Source organism: Kitasatospora sp. NE20-6, assembly GCF_045862635.1.
Map to the genome: position 1 here is coordinate 330912 of NZ_BPRL01000002.1, position 21232 is coordinate 352143.

A 21232-nucleotide genomic window follows, 5' to 3' on the forward strand; every position below is an offset into this window, starting at 1 on the left:
GCCCGGACGGCCCGTAGACGGCCCGGCGGTGACGCCCTGATGGCTCCCACCTCGGAAACCGCAGGTGGGAGCCGTCAGGGATGGTGCGTCAGATCAGGGTGCGCCAGTAGAACCAGAAGCGGTTCAGCACCAGCAGGGTGATGCCGAGGTACCAGAGCGCCGGGCCCGACCAGGGGAAGCGGGCGGGCCCGGCCCACCGGCGCGGGGCCGGCAGCACGCCGGTGCGCAGGTTGTGCAGGGTGACGTACCAGGCCAGTGGTCCGACGACGGCCCACACCACCATGCAGTACGGGCAGAGCGCGCCGATCACGTACAGCGCCTGGCCGATCAGCCACACCACGAAGGCGAGTCCGGCGAGGCTGCCCGCCTGCAGGCCGAGCCAGAACCAGCGGCGGTAGCGGGCCCCGGCGAGCAGGCCCGCGCCGACGGCCGTCAGGGCACCGAAGGCGACCAGGCCGATCAGCGGGTTCGGGAAGCCGAACACCGCGGCCTGGCCGGTGCGCATCACCGAGCCGCAGCTGATCACCGGGTTGATGCTGCAGCTCGGCCGGTAGGCCGGGTTCTCCAGCAGGCGGAGCTTGTCGAACGTCAGGACGGCGGACGCGGCGAGGCCGATCAGGCCGCCGGCGAGGAGCAGCCGCGCGAGGCCGCGCCCGGCGCCGACCGGGGCGGTGGTGGTCACGGCTCAGCCCCCCGTGGCCTGGCGGACCAGGGTGGTGAAGCGGTCGCCGGTCACGGGGCTGCCGTCGCCGCCGATCACGTTCAGCGCCTTGCCGTCGAGCAGCACCGTCGGGGTGCCCTGCGCCCCGGAGGCGGAGAACGCCGCGTCGACCTTCGCGGCCCACGGCCGGTAGGTGCCCTCGGTGACGGCCTTGGTGAAGGCGGCGGTCCGCAGGCCGGGCACCCGGCCGGCGAGGTCGAGGATGCGGTTGACGTCACCGAAGCCGTCCGTGCTCTCCGCGGGCTGGGCGGCGTAGAGCACGTCGTGGAACTTCTTGAAGGCCTCGGGGCCGCCCTGGTCGAGCGCGGCGCCGGCGGCGGCCAGCGCGGTGTGCGAGCCGCTGCCGCCGAGGTTGCGGTCGAGGAACGCCGCGAGGTGGTACTCGATCCTGTACGTGCCGTCGTCGGCGAGCTGCTGCACGGCCCGGCCCGCCGAGGTCTCGAACGCCTTGCAGACCGGGCAGCGGAAGTCCTCGTAGACCTGCAGGGTGTGCGGGGCGTCGGCCCGGCCGTACACGACGACGGTGCCGCCGCCGCCCGAGGCGTGCGCCGGGGTGACGACCGCGGCGCCGGCCGCCGGGTCGGAGCCGGGCGCCGTGGCGATCGCCACGGCGGTGCCCGCCACCACGGCGACCGCGGCGACGACACCCACCGCCACGGCGGTGCGCCGCCGGGTGGTGGCGGCCTTCTGCTCGCGCCGGTGCGCCTCGCGCAGGCGCTCGCGGGCCGGGCCGGCGGAGGGCCGGGGGGACTGCTGGTGCGGAGTGGTCATGGTCGGGTGCGTCCTCGCATGCGGGCACGCCACCGGGCCGAAGGCCGCGCGGTGGCACACCGGAAGGAAAAGGGGTCCGTGCTCGGGCCCGCCGGCCGCCCGTGGGCGTCAGCGGGCGAGGGCGTACCCGGGCGGGCCCCGCCGCGGCGCGGGCGTGGGCACCACGGACACCGGCCGGGGCGGCACGCCCACCGCACCCGGCGACGGCGCCAGCACGGCCGGGCAGGCCGGCAGCGGCGCGAGGAGCAGCAGCAGGAGGCGGCGGCACGCGCTGCCCGCCACCGCACGGGCGGTGCGCAGCACCGCGGCGGCGCCGCCGACCGCGGCCTCGCCGAGCCGCAGCCAGAGTGCCGCGGCGAGGGCCAGGCCGAGATGGACGAGCAGCACGGTCACGCGTACCGTGCCGCCGCCGGGCCCGACCGGGCCGGACAGCAGCGGGCCGGACGGCACCGAGCCGCCCCCGCAGACCAGCAGGTCCATGCCGTGCGCGCGGGCGGAGGCCGGGGCGCAGCCCGCCTGCCCGAGGTTGAACGCGGTGGTGAGCAGCAGTTGCACCGGCAGCATGAGGGCGGCGGCACGCCACGGGCCGGGCCGCCCGTCGCACAGCGCGAGGCCGAGCAGCAGCACGGCGGCGGTGCAGCCGAGCAGCAGGAAGGCCGGCAGGGGACGCCCGGTCAGCACGACCTGGCCCAGGGCGGCGAGCGGCACGGCGAGCGCGGTGAACACCGCTGCCCGCAGGGCCCTCGTCGCCGGACTGCCGATCATGGGCACCGATTGTGGCAGGCCGCCGGTCGGTGCCGCGTAAGTGCCCGCGGCGGGCTGACGGCCCGTCTGCCGCGCCGCGACGGGCGGTCCCGGCCTACCCTGGGAGGTCCGGGGGACGTACGCCGGAGGAGGCTGGTCAGGGTGCCGCACACCGCCGACCCGCCCGGCCCCGCCACCACGCGGGCCGCCACCACGAAGGACGCCGTCCCGCGGGCCGCCACCACGAAGGCCGCCACCACACAGGCCGCCGTCGCGCGGCCCGGAGAGCCGGCCTCCCCGGGCCGGGACGGACCCGGCCCGACCGCGGCGGACGTGCTGGGCGCGTGGATCGCCGCGCAGACCGCCACCCTCGCCGGGCTCGCCGCCGACGTCCGCGCGGACCGGCCCGACGCGGTGCACCGGATGCGGGTCACCTGCCGGCGGCTGCGCAGCACCCTGCAGGCGTACCGGCCGCTGATCGGTGCCGACACCACCGCGCTGATCTCCGCCCTCCGGGCGCTGGCGGCCGCTCTCGGCACCGCCCGCGACACCGAGGTGATCGCCGAGCGGCTCACCACCGCGGCGCGCGCCCTGCCGCCCGAGTGCGGGCCGCAGGAGGTCGTCGCGGCGATGGAGCACTGGGCGGCCGGGCGGACGGCGCAGGCCCGGCCCGAGACGCTGGCGGCGCTGGACGGCCCGGCCTTCCCGGCCCTGCTGGCGGCGCTGCGCTCCCTCGCCGGGCAGCCGCGGTTCACGGCCCGCGCCGAGGGGCCGGCCCTCCCCGTCCTCGCCCGGACGGCCCGCCGCCAGCAGCGGCGGGTGGCGCGCCGGCTCGACGCGGCCGGCACGGCCGAGCCGGGGGAGGCCGTCGCGGCGGCCCTGCACGAGGCACGGAAGGCCGCCAAGCGGGCCCGGTACGCGGGCGAGCCGGCGGGCGTTGCCGCGGAGCGCTTCACCCGCGGCATGAAGGCGTTGCAGGACATCCTCGGCGCGCACCAGGACGCGGTCGTGGCCTGCGGCACGCTGCGCGGCCTGGCCGCGGACGACCCGGCGCACGCCTTCGCGTACGGGGTGCTCCACGGGGGGCAGTCCGACGCCGCGGCGCAGGAGCGGGCCCGGCTGCCGGAGGTGTGGCGGGAGGCGGGCCGGAAGCCCCGGTTCCGGGGGCCGGTGCCGGCCGCGGCGGTCACCGCAGGCCCGCGGACTCCGCGGCGGTCGCGAGGAGGTCGCGCAGCATCGCCGGGGTGAGCCGGCCGGTGTACGTGTTGCGCGGGCTCACGTGGTAGCAGCCGAGGAGTTCCAGCGGGGCACCGCCGTCGGCGGCCGGCAGGGTCACCCGGGCGCCGTGCCCGAAGACCGGCCGGGGACGCGGGATCCGCCAGTGGGCGGCCAGCACGGGCAGTGCGGCCTGCCAGGCGAAGCCGCCGAGTGCGACGACGGTGCGCACGGTGGGGCGCAGGTGGTCGAACTCGCGGGCGATCCACGGGCCGCAGGTGTCGCGCTCCTCCGGGGTGGGCCGGTTCTCCGGCGGGCAGCAGCGCACCGGGTCGGTGATGCGGACGCCGTGCAGCACCATGCCGTCGTCGCGCCACGTCGCGTGCGGCCGGGAGGCGAGGCCGAGCTCGTGCAGGGCGGCGTAGAGCAGGTCGCCGGAGGGGTCGCCGGTGAAGATCCGTCCGGTGCGGTTCGCGCCGTGCGCCGCGGGTGCGAGGCCGAGCAGGACGAGCGGCGCGTCGGCGGGGCCGAACCCGGGGATCGGCCGGGCCCAGTAGTCGTCGGCGAGGAAGGCCCGGCGCTTGGTGCGCGCCGCCTCCTCGCGCCAGGCGACCAGGCGGGGGCAGGCCCGGCAGTGGGTGACGCGTTCGTCGAGGCCGGCGAGCGTGGTGCAGGCCGCCGCGGCGGCGGCGGGGTGGCCGGGGTGCTGCGGGTCGGTCCGGGCGGTGTCGTCGGCGTGCGGCTGGCGCTCCATGCCGCAGATCGTAGGCGCCGGAGTAGCGTGGACGGTGGGGGTCACTGGGGTGCCCGAGGTGACGAGATGATCCTTCTCGACGTGGTTCTGGGGGCGCTGGTCGTCCTGGCGGTGTGGGCCGGGCTGAGCGCACGGGTGGTGCAGCAGTTCCAGCGCGGTGTGGTGTTCCGGTTCGGCCGGGTGCGCGAGGAGGTGCGCGGCCCCGGGCTGGCGGTGATCCTGCCGGTGGCCGACCGGATGAAACGGGTCAACGTGCAGATCGTGACGATGCCGATCCCCGCGCAGGAGGGCATCACGCGGGACAACGTGACCGTGCGGGTCGACGCCGTCGTGTACTACCGGGTGGTCGACCCGGTGCGCGCCACCGTCAACGTGCAGGACTACAACTTCGCGATCTCGCAGGTCGCGCAGACGTCGCTGCGGTCGATCATCGGCAAGAGCGAGCTCGACGACCTGCTGGCCAACCGCGAGCCGATCAACCAGGGGCTGGAACTCATGCTCGACAGCCCGGCGTTGGGCTGGGGCGTCGAGATCGACCGGGTGGAGATCAAGGACGTCGCGCTGCCCGAGTCGATGAAGCGCTCGATGTCGCGGCAGGCGGAGGCCGAACGGGAGCGCCGGGCGCGGATCATCACCGCGGACGGCGAGTACCAGGCGTCGTCCCGGCTCTCCGAGGCCGCCGCGATCATGAGCACGACCCCGGCCGCCCTCCAACTGCGGCTGCTGCAGACGGTGGTGGAGGTCGCGGCGGAGAAGAACTCGACCTTGGTGCTGCCGTTCCCGGTGGAACTGCTGCGCTTCCTGGAGAGTGCCACGGAGAAGGCGCAGGGCGCCGCCCCGTCGGAGGCGCCCGCCGCCGCACCGGTCGACCTGGCGGATCTCCCGCCGCTGGAAGAGGTGTTGGCGCAGTCGCCGCTCGCCCCGGTGGACGGCGCGCCGGACGGCGAGCGGCCCGAGGTGGCGTCGCCGCGTGCCGGGGACCACGATGGAGGGGCGGGGGTCTGAGGCACGGCGGGAGGCCTGACCATGACCACAGCCAGAGAGATCATGCACCCGGGGGCGGAGTGCGTCGGCGAGTTCGAGACCCTGGCCGACGCGGCCCGCATCATGAAGGACCGAGGGGTGGGCGCCCTGCCGATCTGCGGGGAGAACCAGAAGCTGCTGGGCATCCTCACCGACCGTGACATCGTCCTGAAGTGCGTCGCCGAGGGCCTCGACCCGTCCATGGTCAAGGCCGTCGACCTGGCCGTCGGACGTCCGACGGTCATCGAGGAGGACGAGGACGCCGAGCAGGTCCTGCGCATCATGGAGCAGCACCTGGTCCGGCGGCTGCCGGTGATCAACCATCCCGACCACAAGCTGGTCGGGATGATCAGCGAGGCGGACATCGCCCGCCACATGCCGCAGGAGCGGGTCGCCGAGTTCGTCTCGGTGATCTGCGCCGACGACGAGTAGCCGGGTCCTGGCCGGTCGCGCTGCGCCGGGGTCGGTCCGGCCCGGTGGCGGGTCCGGCCGGGCGGGTGCCACCGCCCGGCCGGACCCGTCGCCGTGGGGTCAGGGCCGCGGGGTCGGAGCCGCCGGGGTCAGAGCAGCGCCAGGAAGGTGTCGGCGATGACCTGGTAGCCGGCGTCGTTCGCGTGGATGTCGCCGCGCGCCATGGCCGTCCACTGCAGGATGCGGGCGACGTTGGCGGGCACCTTCGTGTCGCCGAGGGGCACCATCGGCAGGAAGGTGTTGGTGCCGAAGGCCCGGGCGACGTCCGCGGTGGGCACGCCGTGCGCGGCGTCGGTCAGTGCGATGACGGCGTTCAGCGCGTTGGAGAGCGGCACCGAGGCGAGGGCCGTGGCGCGGCCCTGCTCGCCGGTCGGCCATGCGGCGAGGAACGGGTCGTAGAGGTTCATGCCGATGATCCGGGTGCGCGGCCCGGCGGCGTCCCGCAGCTGGGTGAGGATCCCGGACAGGCCGCGGCCGGCGGTGGCGATGCCGGCGAGGGTGCAGGGGACGTCGATCGAGCCGCCGGCCGCGCAGCGGTTCACGTCGTTCGCGCCGATGTCCAGGGTGACCAGCACGCGTTCGTCGCGGTGCTCGCGCAGGAAGCGGACGGCGGCGGCGAGTTGGGAGTCGGCGTACGGATGCGGGTAGGGGCATCCGCCGCCGGCCATCGTGCCGGTGGTCTCGCCGGGGCAGCCGAGGTCGGTGAAGTCGAAGGCCCGGCCCCGGGTCGCGGCGCGGTCGGCGAGAGTCCTCGCGATGTCCTGGGCGTAGCCGCGGCCGACCACGTGGCCGCCGTCGGGGGTGGACTGGTAGCCGGCGGCGAGCGAGTCGCCGAGGGCGAGGTAGTGCCGTGGGACGTCGTCACGTCCGGCGGTCGCGGTCGCGGCCGTGGCCGGGGCGGTGCCCAGGCCGAGCACGGTGGCGGTCAACAGGGCTGCGGCGACGGCGAGTCGGCTGCGTCCGGGCATGAGGGTGCGCATCGGGCCTCCGGTGGTGGGGGCTGCACGTGGGGGTGCGGCCCGGCGAGGCTACTGCGCGGTAGGACCGGTGGGTAGGGGTCGGGCGCGACGAACCGCCCGGCGGGCGGGGCCGGTTGGGCCGGGCGGCCGGGGCGATGGGTGCAGGGTCGGCCGGGTCGGCTGGGGAAGGCGTACACGGCGGTCGCGTGGGCGGCGGGCTCCGGCCCGCCCCCGGCGTCATCACCCCGACGGGTGGCAGTGCCTGACCTGCCGTGCGGAGTCCGGGCCGGGCCGGGCCACCGACCGGCGGCCCGGCCCGGCGTACGGGTTCAGCGGCGGCCGGTCACCGCGCCGCGGGCGATGTGGGTGAGCTTGGCGACCTCGAAGGCCGCGTAGGCCCCGCTCGCGAGCAGCGAGAACTTGACGCCCTCGCGGCCGTCGGGCCGGCGGTAGCCCTCCGGGAGGTGGCTGCGGTAGTGCTCGGAGGCCCGCTGGAAGAACTGCGGACGCTCGGCGCGGTCGACGCACCCGGCGAGGTCGAAGACGAAGAGCAGGTGCCGGATCATCCGGGTGAAGAGGTGGGGGCGCAGCACGTCGGCGGCCGGTGCGGCGCCGAGGAGGTCGAAGCTGCGGGCGTACTGGTCGAAGAGGTCGAACTGGCTGGCGCCCGGTGAGCCCGCCGGGTGCAGCGTGTGGCGGCGGCGGATGGTCACGCAGGACCGCGGCAGCACGGCGATGCGGTCGGCGGCGACGAGGGTGCCGTGCGCGACGGGGATCTCGTCGTAGTGGCCGTCCGGGAACGGCGGCACCGTGCCGCGGCGCAGCAGGCGGTCCCAGATCAGCGGCGGGGTGCCGATCAGGGCGGGGCGGTCGGCGGCCGGGCCGACCTGCGGACCGGCCTCGGCGAGGACGGCGGTGCCGGCGCCGGGCCAGAGCCGGTCGCGGTGGAGCCGCTCGTGGCCGAAGAGCAGGACGTCGACCTCGCCGGTCTCGGAGAGACGCTCGGCGAGGGCGCCGAAGGCGTCGGGGTCGACGAGGTGGTCGCTGTCGAGGAACAGCAGGTAGTCGCCGCGCGCCCGGGCGGCCCCGGCGTTGCGGGCCCGGCCGATGCCGACGGCGGCGTTGAGGCTCAGCACGGTGATCCGCGGGTCGCGCATGCCGTACGCCTCCGCGGTGCGCTCGGGGCAGTCGGGCGAGGGGTCGACGACCAGGACGACCTCGAAGTCGCGGAACGACTGGGCGAGCAGTGCGTCGAGGCACTCCTTCAGCTGGCCGTTCCGATCGTGGGAGGGGAGCACGACGGAGATCAGGGGTGGAGCCATGGCGGGAGGCTAAAGGTGTGTACAGGCGCACGCAATGGCCTGAACCGCAGTAAATCGGATGATTGTCGGACCAAAGCTTCGGATCGTACGCGAAATCTCCACGTTTCCTCCGTCGAACACCGACAATCGGTCACTGTCCGCCACTCCGGGTTACCTGCTGGTACGCGCCCCGGCCGGCCGCGTGCCGCCGCGTGCCGGGCGCGGTGCGCCGGGCCGGTCAGTACCAGTGGTGCGCCTGCCAGAACGACCAGGCGCCGCAGGGGCTGCCGTAGCGCTCGTTCATGTAGTTCAGGCCCCACCTGATCTGGGTGGTCGCGCTGGTCCGCCAGTCGGCACCGGCCGAGGCCATCTTGGTGCCCGGCAGGGCCTGCACCAGACCGTACGCGCCGGACGACGGGTTGACCGCGCGCACGTTCCAGCTGCTCTCGTGGGCCACGATGTTGCTGAAGCACTGCAGCTGGTTCGCGGGCACCAGCTGTGCCGCGATCCGGCGCGGGCTGCCGGAGGGCGCGGACTCGACGGCCTTGCGCTGCTGGGAGCGGGAGGCCGCCTCGGCCTTCGCCCTGGCGTCGGCCTGGGCACGGGTGTCCGCCTCGGCCTTCGCCCTCGCGTCGGCCGCCGCCTTCGCCTCGGCCGCGGCCTTGGCGTCCGCCTCGGCCTTGGCCTTGGCCTCTGCGTCGGCCTTCGCCCTGGCCTCCGCCTCGGCCTGCGCCTGCGCCTGGTCGGCGGCCGGCCGGGTCATGGCGTCGGCCCGGTCCTTCGCCGTGGCGAGCTGCTCCGCGACGGTCGGGCCGGTGCTGGCGCTGCTGCCGGTGCTGGCGGCGGCCGAGAGGGGGGCGGGGGCGTCGGCCACGGCCGCCGAGGTGGTGTCCTGCGGGATGGCCAGCGCGAGGGTCGCCGTGCCGGTGATCGCGAGCGTGGCGAGGCCCGTCACGAGGGCGTGCCGGCGGTGCCGCAGCGGCACGTTCTTCAGCGGCAGGCCCGCGAACCGCAGACGCACGGACGGCAGACGTACGAACGGCAGGCGCGCGAGCGGCCGGTCGGGGCGCGGTGGGTTCGGGCGTGGCGTGGTCTTCGGCAGCTGCGGCATGAAGCGGGACAACCTCTCCGTCGGGCGGGGCCGATTCCGGGCACACGGGTGTCGCGGAGCGTGTTCGGGAAGAACAGCCCGCAGGCCGTGCGGACCGGCCTGGGCGCACCGGCGACGGCGGAGCGGGCGGGGGATGCGCGGCGGAATCGGACCGCGCTCCGTGGTGACCGGCTCATTCTTCGCAGACGTGCCCGGCGGCGGCAACGACCTCCACTACGACGCGCGATCGTAGACGCGGCGGGGCGTGCGGGTCCGGCCCGGCCGCCCCGGAGCCGTTCACCCTCCGTCCACGGCGTGGACGCGCGGAGCCGCGGACCGGCCGCGGCACGGGGCCCGACCAGCGCCGTCGCCTGCCCGGGAGGGCGGCGGTCCGCCCGCGCGGGCGCGTACGACAGCGGCCCGGCCGTGGTGGCCGGGCCGCGACGACTACGCGGGGCAGTAGGTCGGTGGATCCGTGTGGGGCGCTTCACAGCCCCTGCGGTCCGTCGTCGGCGCTCCGCGACGGTGCGGTCACTCGCCGGTGGTCCCGGCGCCCGTGGCGGGGCCGGATCCGGTGGCGGACCCGTCAGAGCCGCCCGGCGCCCGCGCGGGCGCCGACGACCCAGGGGAGGGCGACGGTCGGGGTGACCTCGCGGCGCAGTGTCGGCGTCCAGCCCGCCGAGGTGCCGAGCGGGGTGGCGGGGTTGGCCGTGTTGAAGGCGCCGATCAGGTCGCCCGGGCGGCCGTTGACGAGGTTGTCCGCGGCGGTGAGCCCGGTGCCGCCCCAGTTGTAGAGGACCTTCGAGGCGGGCACGCCGGACGGCAGCCTGACGTAGTTGTGCTCGGCGACGATCTGCGAGCCCTTGCCGACGCCGATGCTGTACTCGTACGCCCCGGTGCCGACCGCGTACACGTTGTTGTAGACGTCGACCTGGCCGAAGCGGACGCGCGGCGCGCGCTGCCCGGTGTTCTGCCACAGGTTGTGGTGGAAGGTGACGCGCAGGTGCCCGGGGTCCGTGGTGGAGCTGTTGCTGCTGCCGACGAGGTTGGTCTTGTCGTGGTCCTTGAAGACGTTCCACGACGCGGTGACGTAGTCGGAGGCGTTGGTGATGTCGAGCTGGCCGTCGTGCACCTGGTAGGGGCGGTCGAAGTACAGCGGCTGGTCGGCGTCCTGGTTGGCGCCGTCGGTGAAGGTGCTGTGGTCGACCCAGACGTGGGTGGCCGTGTAGAGGGTGATGCTGTCGTACTCGGAGTTCCAGTTGCCGACGGCGGTGTCGGTCGGATCCCACTGGGGGAAGCAGTCGGCCGCGTCCTCCAGGGTGAGGTTGCGGACGATGACGTTGTCCGCCTTCTTCACCAGGAGGTTGCCGCCGAGCAGGCGGGCGTTGCGGCCGAGGCCGACCAGGGTGGTGTTGGAGCCGACGGCGATCTGGATCTGCCGGGCCTGGGCCTTCTGTGCGGCGACCCGGGCGGTCTCCAGCTCGCCGGTGGGCTCGGCGGTGCGGCCCCAGACCGCGGGGTCGTAGGCGGCGAGGTAGGCGTCCAGGGTGTAGCCGGTGCCGGCGGCGTAGTCGTCGCAGCCGAGCGCGTGGCCGGAGTCGTCGGTGTTGAGGTCGATGGTGCCCGCCACGTAGACGAGCTTGGGGGTGGCGTTGCTGCCGTTGGCCGCGTTGTCGCCGCCGAGGGCCGCGACGAGTTCCGCCCGGGTGCGGACGACCGTGGTGTGCGCGGCGTCGGCGGCGGATCCGCCGGTGGTGCCGGTGGTGGCGGAGCCCCAGCCGTCGGACGTGGGCAGGGCGGCGCGGCCGAAGGGTGTCGGGCGGTGGTCGCCGACCGGGGTGGCCGCGGCCGGGGCGACGGCGCCGGCGAGGGCGAGCGAGCACAGCACCGGGAGGGCGGCTGCGCGGAGGCGGCGGTGAGGGCGCATGAACGGTCTCCGGGAGATGAGGTTCAGCATGATGAACACCGATCGTGTCCGTGGATGGACCCTAGGGATCTGCTCTTGCGCGAGTCAACGGCCGTGCAGCACCTTGTTCTACAAGTCGACCAATGTTCATGGATGTGAATTCGGCGGCCGGGTGGAACGCCCCGAACCGGAGCCGGTCCGCGACCGGGCCGCCCCCGCGCGCCGGAGCCCGCGGCCGGGCACGGATACTTGGCCGCATGATGATCGCGCTCGCCCTGCTGGTGGCCGTCGGCCTGCTCACGCTCGTCCACTGGTACGTCTGGCGCCGGGTCGTCCGGGACGTCTCGGCACCCCGCAGCGCCTGGCGGCGGACCGGCACGGCGCTCGCCGTGGTGCTGCCGCTGCTCTCCCTCGGCGCCCTGGCCGGCGGGCGCGCCCTCCCGATCGCCGCCGAGCGCTGGCTGGCCTGGCCGGGCTACCTGTGGCTGGCGGTGCTGCTCTACCTCGTGCTGGGGCTGCTGGTCGGCGAGGCCGTGCGGCCGCTGCTGCTCCGGGCCCGCCGCGGGTCCGTGCCGCAGCCCGAGCGCGAGCCGGTGCCGGCGGGCGCCGTCGGCGCGGAGCCGTCCGGGGGCGACGCCCGCCCCGGCGGGGCCGCCGCCGGTGACCGCCCCGGGCCCGCCGACCCGTCGCGGCGGCTGCTGGTGGCCCGCGGGGTGGCGATCGCCGCGGGCGGTGCCGCCGCCGCGGTGGTGGGCAACGGCGCGTACGGCGTGCTGCGCGGGCCCCGGCTGAAGCAGGTGACGGTGCCGCTGGCGAAGCTGCCGCGGCAGGCCCACGGCTACCGGATCGCCGTGGTCAGCGACATCCACCTCGGGCCGATCCTCGGGCGGGCGCACACGCAGCGCATCGTCGACACCATCAACAGCGCCCAGCCGGACCTGATCACCGTGGTCGGCGACCTGGTGGACGGCAGCGTGGCCGACCTGGGCCCGGCCGCCGAGCCGCTCGCCCGCCTGCGGGCGCGGGACGGCGCCTACTTCGTCACCGGCAACCACGAGTACTTCTCCGGTGCGGCGGAGTGGGTGGACTTCGTCCGCGACCTCGGCGTGCACCCGCTGGAGAACGCCCGCACCGAACTCCCGCACTTCGACCTCGCCGGCGTGAACGACATCGCCGGCACGGCGGAGGGCCAGGGGCCGGACTACGGCCGGGCCCTCGGCGACCGCGACCGGACCCGCGCGGCCGTGCTGATGGCCCACCAGCCGGTGGCCGTCCACGAGGCCGTCCGGCGCGGGGTCGACCTCCAGCTGTCCGGCCACACCCACGGCGGGCAGCTGTGGCCGGGCAACTACCTCGCGGAACTGGCGAACCCGACGGTGGCCGGACTGGAGCGCTACGGCGACACCCAGCTGTACGTCACCCGCGGCGCGGGTGCCTGGGGCCCGCCGGTGCGGGTCGGGGCCCCGTCCGACATCACCATCGTGACGCTGGCCTCGCTCCGGGCCTGAGGCCCGCGCCGCCCGCGCCGCCCCATCCGTTCCCGTCCCGTTCCCGTCCCGCGCCCGTCCCGCAGGGCGGAATTCCCGGTCCCGCCGGAGGGGCCGGGGCTAGGGTCCGGGCATGACCGGGGACCGCGCGGACCGTACGCGCCGCAGGTGGCTGATGCTGGCCGTGGGGACGGGCGGCCAGACCGCCATGACCACCGCGCTCTACGGGCTGCCCTACCTCGTCCCGGCGTTCCGGCAGAGGTTCGGCGTCTCGCTCGCCGGGGCCGGGATCCTCGTCTCCGGTCCGATCCTGGGCGTCATGGTGACCATGATCGCCTGGGGTGTGGTCGCCGACCGCCGGGGTGAACGCGCGGCGCTGGCGGCCGGCCTGCTGCCCGCCGCTGCCCTGCTCGCGGCGGCCGCCGCCGCACCGCAGGTGCACCTCCTGGCGGTGCTGCTCGTGCTGGTGGGGGCGTTCGGTGCCGCGGTCAACGCGTCGTCGGGCCGGCTGGTGATCGGCTGGTTCCCGCCGCACCGGCGCGGCGTGGCGATGGGGGTGCGCCAGGCGGCCCAGCCGCTCGGCGTGGGGCTCGCCGCCGCGGTGCTGCCGCCGCTCGCCCGTCACGCGGGCCTGCCCGCCGCCCTCGGCTTCTGCGCGGCGCTGTGCGCCCTGGCCGGGCTGGCGGTGCTGCTGCTGGCGGCGGACCCTCCCCGCCCGGCGGGGGCGGGGCCGGTGCCCTGGCCCGGCCCGTACCGCGGCGGCCGGCTGTGGCGGCTGCACGGCGCGGCCGCCCTGCTGGCGGTGCCGCAGTTCGTGGTGACGGGCTTCGCGCTGGTGTTCCTGGTCGGGGCCCGCGGCTGGTCGGTGGCCGGGGCTGGCACGGTGCTGGCGGCGGCCAACCTGGCCGGCGCCGCGGTGCGGCTGCTCGCGGGCTGGTGGTCGGACACGGTCGGCAGCCGGGTCCGGCCGATGCGCCTGCTCGCCCTGCTGACCGCGGCGGACGTGCTGCTGCTGGCCGCCGGGGCGCTGTGGCCCTCGCCGCTCGGCACGGCGGCCCTGCTGCTCGCCTCCGGGCTCACGGTGTCGACGAACGGCCTGCACAACACCGCGGTCGCGGAGTCGGCCGGCCCGGCCTGGGCCGGCCGGGCGCTCGGCGCGCACGGGGTCGGCCAGCACGCCGCGGTCGTCCTGGTGCCGCCGCTGGCCGGTGCGCTGATCACCGCCCAGGGCTTCGCGCCGGCCTTCGCCCTGGCGGCGGCGTTCCCGCTGGTGGCCGCCGCGGTCATCCCGGGGGAGCCGGGCGGGCCGCCCGCCGCCGGGTACCCGGGCCCGGCGGCCGGGCCGGGTGCCGCCGCGGCCGGGGAGGCGTCCGCGTCATGAGGCCGCCACGGCCCCGGCCGGCCGTCACGACCTGAGCCCGTGAGCCCGTGAGCCCGTGGGGGCCGTCAGGCCCGGGCGTTCACCCGTGCCTCCCGAGCCGTGCCGCGGGCCGTTCCTCGCCCGGCGGCGGCCCGGCTGTACCGCCGCCGCGGAGCAGCGCCAGGTAGTCCGCGCGCGGCATGGGCTCGGCGCCGAGGCTGCGGATGTGCGGGCCGTCCCACTGGGCGTCGAGCAGCTGCCCGCCGCTCTCCGCGAAGCGTTCCGCGAGGTCGGCGACGGCGACGCGGGCGGCGTCGGGGCGCAGCCCGACCATGGAGTCGAGGCTGAGCACGGCGCCGACGCGCACGCCGAAGACGCCGCCGACGAGCGCGCCGTCCTCCCAGACCTCCGCGCTGTGGGCCTGTCCGCGGGCGTGCAGGGCGGTGAGGGAGCTGCGCAGTCCGGCGGTGAGCCAGGCGGGGCTGCGGCCGTGGGCGCAGCGGTCGACGACCTCGGCGAAGGCCTTGTCGGCGGTGGTCGTCCAGGCGGTGTCCCGGCGGAGGCGGCGGGCGAGGCGGCGGCCGATGCGGGCGCCGCCGGGCCGGATGACGGGTCGCGGGTCGGGGCACCACCAGGCGACGCCGTACGCGGTGCCGTCGGCGGCGTCGTCGGCGGGGGCGGCGACGGTGCCGGCGGCGACCTCGTCCTCGTGGCGGGCCTCGTTCATCCACAGGGCGTACTGGTCGGCGGCGGGCAGCGGGAAGGCTCCGGCCCGGTAGCCGGCGAGCAGGGAGTCCGGGGTGAGGTCGGCGCAGAAGGCCGCGGGTGCGTCGGCGGGGGCCCGGCCGAGGTCGACGGTCGGCCACCAGGTGCTGCCCGCGGTCATGCGACGTGCTCCAGTTCGCCGCTGGCCTCCAGGCGGTCGAGGTAGAAGTCGAGGAGTTCGGCGTCGACGGGGGGCAGTGTGATGCCGGCGCCGGCGAGCGCCTTCTCGGCGTTGGTGCGGGTGAACTCGGGGAAGGTCGGCCGGAAGTACATCTCACTGATGGTCAGTTCGGTGCCCTCGGCGCGGTCGACGAACAGCGGCACGAACGCGGTGATGGGGTGGGTGGGGTGGGTGTTCGCGAAGGAGATCAGGCGGCGTACCCAGTCGGCGTAGGGGAGTTGCTCGACGGGCCGGCCGCGGGCGGTGATGCGTGCGGCGAGGTCGGCGAGGCCGGCGGGGGCGGGGTTGGTGAGGTGCAGCACGTGTCCCTCGGCGGGTTCGCGGGTGGAGACGAGGGCGAGGGCGCGGGTGAACGCGTCGGCGGGCACGAAGTCGAGCGGGAGGTCGACGTCGGGGGCGGTGCCGCTGTCCCAGAGGTAGCGGATGAGGGCGGAGAGTTCGGTGCCGGGGTTGATGACGCCGTGCCGGAGGTCGCCGGTGACGTCGTTGACCCGGTGGACGGTGACCGGCAGGCCCGCCGCGGCGGCGTGGTGCAGCAGCGCCTCGGCGACCCACTTGCTCTCGACGTAGCCGACGGAGAGCTGTTCGGGGTGGGCGAGCGGGCTCTCCTCGGTGAGGTGCCGGGTGCCGGCCGGTCCGTAGCCGGCGAGGACGGCCATGCTCGACAGGTAGTGCACGGGTATCGCCCGGGAGTGCCCGGCGAGCCGGATGATCTCGCGGGTGCCGGCGACGTTCGCGGCCCGCAGCTGGTGGTACGGGTAGAGGAAGTTGACCTGTCCGCCGAGGTGGTGGATGAGGTCGACGGTGCCGGCCAGCCGTTCGAAGCCCTGCCTGCCCAGTCCGAGGAGCGGTTCGGCGAGGTCGCCGACGACCGGGACGACCCGGTCGGAGTGCAGGTCGCGCAGCAGGTAGCGCTGCTGGGCGGCGCGCAGTCGTTCCAGGCCGTGCTCGGCGTCGGGTGCGCGGACGAGGCAGTGCACCCGGGCGTCGGTGGTCTCCAGGAGGGCGCGCAGCAGGTGGCTGCCGCAGAAGCCGGTGGCGCCGGTGAGGAGGATGTCGGACGGCTGGCGCCAGCGGGGGGCGGTGGCGTCGCGGCCGCGGTGGACGGGCACGCCGAGTTCGGCCTCGGCGGCGAAGTCGACCTGCTGGCCGTTCTCGGCCGGGCCTGCGCCGAGGGCGTCGCGGGTGACGGCGGTGAAGGCGCCGAGGGTGGGGTCCTTGAGGAGGGAGCGGGTGAGCAGCCGGATGCGGTCGATGCCGATGCCGAACATGATCCGGGCCCGCGCGAGCATCTCCATGGCGAGCAGCGAGTTGCCGCCGAGGGCGAAGAAGTCGTCGTCGGGGCCGACGTGTTCGACGTCGAGGATCTGGGCCCACAGGTAGGCGAGCCCGGCCTGCACGGTGGTGCCGGGGCTGTCGCCGGTGTGGTCGTGGCGCGGGCCGCGGCGGGCGAGGCCGGCCCGGTCGATCTTGCCGCTCAGGGTGACCGGCATCCGGTCGACGGGCACGAACGCGCTGGGCACGAGGTGGTCGGGCAGGCGGGCGGCGAGGTACGGGCGGAGGTCGTCGGGCCGTGCGCCGTGCGTGGTGTAGTAGGCGGTGAGGGCGCGGCCCCCGGCGCTCTCGCCGGGGACCACGCGGACCTCGGCGACGGCCGGGTGCTCGCCGAGCACCGACTCCACCTCGCCGGGGTCGACCCGGTAGCCGCGGATCTTGACCTGGTCGTCGGCCCGTCCGATCAGCTCCAGGTTGCCGTCGGGGCGCCACCGGCCGGTGTCGCCGGTGCGGTACATGCGGCCGCCGGGGGCGCCCGCGTACGGCTCCGGCAGAAACCTTTCTGCAGTCAGTCCGGAACGCTTCCAGTAACCACGCGCCAGACCGGGACCGCCGATGTACACCTCACCGCGCTGCCCGGGCGGCACCGGTCTCAGCTCCGGGTCGAGCACGTGCACGTGGGTGCCGAGCAGCGGACGGCCCACCGGCACCGGCGCGTGCGCCGGCTGCGCCAGCAGCCCCGGGTGGATCTCGCACAGGGTCGAGGTGATGCCGGTCTCGGTCAGCCCGTAGGCGTTCAGCAGCCGGGTGCCCGGCAGCCGCGCCAGCGTCGTCCGGCAGTCCTCCGCGGGCACCGCGTCACCGCCCACCACGAGCAGCCGCAGCGAGGTCGCCGCCCTCCCGTGGCCGGGCAGCACCGACAGCAGCCGGTGCCAGTAGGTCGGCGTCAGGTCCGCCACCGTGATGCCCAGCTCCGGCAGCCGGTGGGCCAGCTCGATCGGCGCCCACGGATGCCGGCCGGCCAGCACCAGCGCGGCACCGTTGAGCAGCGGCGTGAAGATCTGCTCCAGCGAGGTGTCGAAGCCCAGCGCGCCCAGTTGCAGCACGCGGTCGGCCGGCGACAGCCCGTACGCCTCGGCCACCCGGGAGAGCGTGAAGACCATCGTGCGGTGGCTGATCGGCACGCCCTTCGGCTCGCCCGTGGTGCCCGAGGTGTAGATCAGGTACGCCAGGTCGTCGGGGTGCGTCACGTCCGGCGGCGGCACCGACGACGGCGGGCCCGCCGAGCGGTACGCCTCGACCAGCACGCCCCGCGGGAAGAGGCCCGCGTGCTCACGACTGGTCACCACCGGGCCACCGCCCGCGTCCGCGGCCAGCCCGGCGAGCCGCAGGTCCGGATGGGCCGGATCCAGCGGCAGGAACGCGCCGCCCGCCTTCAGCGCCGCCAGCAGCGCCACCACCATGTCGCCGCTGCGCTCCACGCACACCGGCACCACGACGTCCGGGCCGACGCCCAGCGCCCGCAGCTCCTCCGCGAGACGGTCGCTGCGCCCGTCGAGCTCGCGGTAGGTCAGCGGGCCGTCGTCGCACACCACCGCGGTCGCGCCGGGCCGGCGGGCCGCCTGTTCCCGGAAGAGTCCGTGCACGGTGCGTCCCGGGCCGCCCGCGCCGGTGGGCCGCAGCCCCTGCCAGCGGGCCTCGACCGCGGTGCGGCACGTCTCCCGGTCGGCGGGGCCGAACACGCTGTGCCAGCCCTCGGGCACCGGGAGGCGGTCGGGCCAGAGCGCGTGCTGCCCGTCCGCGTTCGACACCACGCGGTGGCTCCCGGAACGGGACTGCTGGACACGATGCGACTGTTCCACCGGCGACGACCTCGACAGACGGCGGAAGTTGAGCAGGGGACGGGGAGTGCCGGGTGCTCCGGCACGGCCGCGGCCTCCGCCGCCCGCCACGGACCGCCCCCGACAATCTCGACTATAGGCACTCGTGCTCAGCTATGTATGATTGGAACGCCCCATTCCCGAGCGGATCAGCTCACCACCTCCGAGGGAGGTAGCTGGGTTGACACGTCGACGACAGCGGCTGACGGCCTGTTACGTGGCCTGGATCGCCCTGCTGACGCTGGTCTACTACCGCTTCCCGGCCGACCGCATCATCTGGTGGACCGGTATCGGTCTGAGCTCGTTCGTCGCCATCGTCATCGGTGTGCGACTCAACAGGCCCGTCCACGCCAGGTCCTGGTACCTGCTGGCGGTGGCGAACCTCAGCTTCACCTGCGGCGAGGTCGTCCAGGTCATCCTGACCGAATACCTGCACCAGGTGGCGTTCCCGTCACTCGCGGACGCCTTCTACCTGGCCGAGTTCGTGCTGTACGCGGCCGGTGTCTGGGGCTTCATCCGATGGCGCACGGCCCACCAGGACCGCGGCAGCCTCATCGACGCCCTGACGCTCACCGTCGGCCTCGCGCTGCTCAGCTGGATGTACCTGATCGTCCCGTACGCGCGGAACCCGGAACTGACCTGGTTCCAGAAGGCCGTCTCCATCGCCTACCCGCTCGGCGACGTCCTCGTGCTCGCCATGCTGATGCGGCTGCTGGTGCCGCGCGGCGGCAAGAGCCCGGCGATGCTGATGCTCACCGTCGGCACCATCGGCCTGCTCGTCTCCGACGTGCTGTACGGGCTCGTCCAGCTCCACGGCGTCTGGCGGATCGGCACCCCCGTCGAGATCGGCTGGGCCGTCCTCTACGCGGCGTGGGGCGCCGCCGCGCTGCACCCGTCGATGGTGGAGCTGACCAGACCCATCCCCACCCAGCCGGCCGACATCAGCCGCGGCCGGATCGCGCTGCTCACCATCGCCTCGCTGATCGCCCCGACGATGCTCGTGCTGGAGGTCACCCAGGGCGACTCCGTGAGCGCCGCCGTCATCGGCGGGTTCTCCGCGATCCTCTTCCTGCTGGTGCTCTCCCGGCTCGCCGGGGTGGTGCTGGCCCACCGCCACGCCGTCGAACGCGAACGCGTGCTGCGGATGGCCGGCGCCGAACTCGGCGGCGCGGCCACCGTCGACCAGGTCGCGGAGGCCGTGCGCACCGCCGCCTCCGCCCTCGTGCCCGCCGAGCCCGCGCACGTCGCCCTGCTCGCCGTCGGAGGCGAGGCCACCCTGCACGTCGACGCCGACGGCCCGATCGAGATCGGGAGCATCCGGGGGAGCCGCCTGGTGCACGTCGCCTCCCTCGACGAGAGCCTCGCGACCCGGCTGGACGGCGCCCCGAGCGCCCTGATCTGCCCCCTCGTGCTGGCGAAGCGCCCCTCCGGCGACCCGATGATCGGGGCCCTCGTCGTCGGCGGCACCGAGCACCGGCTCACCGCCTTATGGGGCACCCTCGACATCCTCGCCGCCCAGGCCGCCCTGGCGGTCGAGCGGGTCATGCTCAGCGAGGAGATCAACCGCCGCAACAGCGAGCTCTACTTCCGCACCCTGGTGCAGAGCGCCTCCGACGTCATCCTCATCCTGCGCGCGGACGACACCATCCGGTACGCCAGCTCCTCGGCGGACCGGGTCCTCGGATACCCCTCGGTCGACGGGCGGCCGCTGATCGACCTCGTGCCGCCGGAGGACAGCAGGGCCGTCAACCAGGCCCTGCTGCGCATGCGCACCCGGGAACAGGCCGAGCAGCGCGAGCACTGGCGGCTGCTGCGTAACGACCGCAGCGTCATCGAGGCCGAGGTGCGCTGGAACGACCTGCGCGACGACCCGACCGTCGGCGGCCTCGTGCTCACCCTGCGCGACGTCACCGACCAGCGGCAGATGGAGCGCGAACTCACCCACCGGGCGTTCCACGACTCGCTGACCGGCCTGGCGAACCGCGTGCTCTTCCAGGACCGCGTCGGCCACGCGCTGTCCCGCAGCGGCCGGCGCGGCACCGTCACCGGCGTGCTCTTCATCGACCTCGACGACTTCAAGGTCGTCAACGACACCCAGGGCCACGCGGTCGGCGACGAACTGCTGGTCGCCGTCTCGCTGCGGATCTCCACCGCGCTGCGCACCTCCGACACCGCCGCCCGCCTCGGCGGCGACGAGTTCGCCGTGCTCGTCGAGGACGCCCTCTCGCCCGCCGACGTCGGCGCCACGGCCACCGCGGTGCTCGCCGTCTTCGAGGAGCCGTTCCGGCTCAGCTCGGGCGCGGTGCGGGTGGCGGCGAGCGTCGGTGTCGCGACGACCGAGGACAGCGAGGACGGCGCCGAGCTGCTCACCCACGCCGACCTCGCGCTGTACTCGGCGAAGGCGGCCGGCAAGCGGCAGTGGTGCCGGTACCGGCCCGCGCTGCAGGCCGGGCTCGTCGAACGCCACGAGCTGAACGAGAGCCTGGACACGGCCATCGCGGAGTCCGCGTTCGCGCTGTACTACCAGCCGATCGTCGACCTCACCAACAGCGCCCTGGTCGGCTTCGAGGCGCTGGTGCGCTGGCCGCACGAGCGGCGCGGCATGGTGCTGCCCGAGGAGTTCATCTCGCTCGCCGAGGAGAGCGGCCAGATCGTGCCGCTCGGCGCCTGGGTGCTGGAACGGGCCGTCACGGAGGCGGCGGAGTGGCAGCGCCTCAGCGGCGGCCTGCGGGCGGCCGACGGGCGGTCTCCGCTGCGGGTGAGCGTCAACGTGTCCGGGCGGCAGTTCCGCGACGCCGGGTTCGTGGACACCGTCCGCCGGGTCATCGACCAGAGCGGCATCGAGCCGGGCACCCTGGTGCTGGAGCTCACCGAGACGGTGCTGATGCGCCGCGACGAGCGCGTGCGCACCGACATGCAGATGCTCGGCGACCTCGGCGTCCGGATCGCCATCGACGACTTCGGCACCGGCTACTCCTCGCTGAGCTACCTGCGCGAGTTCCCGATCTCCATCCTGAAGATCGACAAGTCGTTCATCGACGGCCTGGGCCACTCCCAGCAGCAGTACGCGCTCGTCGAGGGCATCGCGCGGATCGCCGACACGCTGGGCGTGCAGGTCATCGCGGAGGGCATCGAGAACACCGTCCAGCGCGACCTGCTCGCCGCGATGGGATGCCCGCTCGGCCAGGGCTACCTGTTCGCCCGCCCGCTGACGAACGACCAGGCCGGGCGGCTGGTGGACGACGACGCCCGGCCGGCGGGCCTGCACATCGGCCGCAGCTGACACCGCGCCGCAGCCGGCACCGCAACGCAGCCGGCACCGCACCGTG

Annotated in this window: 16 protein-coding genes; 6 read left to right on the forward strand and 10 right to left on the reverse strand. The window is 75.3% G+C overall.

Annotation, left to right across the window (positions count from 1 at the left end; all coding sequences use genetic code 11):
* Positions 1 to 88 precede the first annotated feature (88 nt).
* From SNE206_RS02160 to SNE206_RS02170, 3 genes are all read right to left on the reverse strand, one after another.
* Positions 89 to 682 carry a vitamin K epoxide reductase family protein gene (locus SNE206_RS02160; RefSeq protein WP_407911579.1) on the reverse strand — a complete coding sequence of 198 codons (594 nt, stop codon included), beginning with the start codon at positions 680 to 682 and terminating at the stop codon, positions 89 to 91.
* Positions 683 to 685: 3 nt separating this feature from the next.
* Positions 686 to 1492: a DsbA family protein gene (locus SNE206_RS02165; protein ID WP_407911580.1), complete on the reverse strand. Its 807-nt coding sequence runs from the start codon at positions 1490 to 1492 to the stop codon at positions 686 to 688.
* Between the two features lie 108 nt (positions 1493 to 1600).
* A complete protein-coding gene (locus tag SNE206_RS02170; protein WP_407911581.1) occupies positions 1601 to 2257 on the reverse strand; it encodes a hypothetical protein in 657 nt (218 codons plus the stop codon).
* A 141-nt stretch (positions 2258 to 2398) separates the two neighbouring features.
* On the opposite strand from SNE206_RS02170, the gene SNE206_RS02175 reads away from it, so the two are divergent.
* The gene (locus SNE206_RS02175; protein ID WP_407911582.1) at positions 2399 to 3484 is read left to right on the forward strand and encodes a CHAD domain-containing protein; all 1086 of its coding nucleotides are present in this window, start codon (positions 2399 to 2401) and stop codon (positions 3482 to 3484) included.
* Here the strand turns inward: SNE206_RS02175 and SNE206_RS02180 are convergent.
* Complete coding sequence (locus tag SNE206_RS02180) at positions 3423 to 4205, reverse strand: uracil-DNA glycosylase (RefSeq protein ID WP_407911583.1); 783 nt, start codon at positions 4203 to 4205, stop codon at positions 3423 to 3425. The genes SNE206_RS02175 and SNE206_RS02180 overlap by 62 nt on opposite strands.
* A gap of 66 nt (positions 4206 to 4271) precedes the next feature.
* Between SNE206_RS02180 and SNE206_RS02185 the strand changes: the two genes are divergently transcribed.
* Positions 4272 to 5210, forward strand: coding sequence for an SPFH domain-containing protein (locus SNE206_RS02185; RefSeq protein WP_407911584.1), 939 nt, complete (start codon positions 4272 to 4274; stop codon positions 5208 to 5210).
* Positions 5211 to 5231: 21 nt separating this feature from the next.
* Complete coding sequence (locus SNE206_RS02190; RefSeq protein WP_407911585.1) at positions 5232 to 5660, forward strand: CBS domain-containing protein; 429 nt, start codon at positions 5232 to 5234, stop codon at positions 5658 to 5660.
* Between the two features lie 128 nt (positions 5661 to 5788).
* On the opposite strand, the gene SNE206_RS02195 is transcribed toward SNE206_RS02190, so the two are convergent.
* From SNE206_RS02195 to SNE206_RS02210, 4 genes are all read right to left on the reverse strand, one after another.
* On the reverse strand, positions 5789 to 6679 hold the full coding sequence (locus SNE206_RS02195) for an SGNH/GDSL hydrolase family protein (protein ID WP_407911586.1): 891 nt from the start codon (positions 6677 to 6679) through the stop codon (positions 5789 to 5791).
* A gap of 308 nt (positions 6680 to 6987) precedes the next feature.
* Positions 6988 to 7980 (reverse strand): glycosyltransferase family 2 protein, encoded by a 993-nt coding sequence (locus SNE206_RS02200; protein ID WP_407911587.1) that lies wholly within the window; start codon positions 7978 to 7980, stop codon positions 6988 to 6990.
* Positions 7981 to 8197: 217 nt separating this feature from the next.
* On the reverse strand, positions 8198 to 9070 hold the full coding sequence (locus SNE206_RS02205) for a transglycosylase SLT domain-containing protein (RefSeq protein ID WP_407911588.1): 873 nt from the start codon (positions 9068 to 9070) through the stop codon (positions 8198 to 8200).
* Between the two features lie 565 nt (positions 9071 to 9635).
* The gene (locus SNE206_RS02210) at positions 9636 to 10976 is read right to left on the reverse strand and encodes a polysaccharide lyase family 1 protein (protein WP_407911589.1); all 1341 of its coding nucleotides are present in this window, start codon (positions 10974 to 10976) and stop codon (positions 9636 to 9638) included.
* A gap of 236 nt (positions 10977 to 11212) precedes the next feature.
* On the opposite strand from SNE206_RS02210, the gene SNE206_RS02215 reads away from it, so the two are divergent.
* The gene (locus SNE206_RS02215; RefSeq protein ID WP_407911590.1) at positions 11213 to 12463 is read left to right on the forward strand and encodes a metallophosphoesterase; all 1251 of its coding nucleotides are present in this window, start codon (positions 11213 to 11215) and stop codon (positions 12461 to 12463) included.
* 112 nt (positions 12464 to 12575) lie between these two features.
* Positions 12576 to 13823, forward strand: coding sequence for an MFS transporter (locus SNE206_RS02220; RefSeq protein ID WP_407911591.1), 1248 nt, complete (start codon positions 12576 to 12578; stop codon positions 13821 to 13823).
* Between the two features lie 79 nt (positions 13824 to 13902).
* Here the strand turns inward: SNE206_RS02220 and SNE206_RS02225 are convergent, their stop codons facing one another.
* Both SNE206_RS02225 and SNE206_RS02230 read right to left on the reverse strand, forming a co-directional pair.
* Positions 13903 to 14688 carry a leucyl/phenylalanyl-tRNA--protein transferase gene (locus SNE206_RS02225; protein WP_407911592.1) on the reverse strand — a complete coding sequence of 262 codons (786 nt, stop codon included), beginning with the start codon at positions 14686 to 14688 and terminating at the stop codon, positions 13903 to 13905.
* Complete coding sequence (locus SNE206_RS02230; protein ID WP_407911593.1) at positions 14685 to 17975, reverse strand: amino acid adenylation domain-containing protein; 3291 nt, start codon at positions 17973 to 17975, stop codon at positions 14685 to 14687. Before SNE206_RS02230 ends, SNE206_RS02225 begins: the two co-directional genes overlap by 4 nt.
* A 109-nt stretch (positions 17976 to 18084) precedes the next feature.
* Here SNE206_RS02230 and SNE206_RS02235 point away from each other — a divergent pair, with 109 nt between their 5' ends.
* On the forward strand, positions 18085 to 21186 hold the full coding sequence (locus SNE206_RS02235) for a putative bifunctional diguanylate cyclase/phosphodiesterase (RefSeq protein ID WP_407911594.1): 3102 nt from the start codon (positions 18085 to 18087) through the stop codon (positions 21184 to 21186).
* The last annotated feature ends 46 nt before the right edge of the window (positions 21187 to 21232 follow it).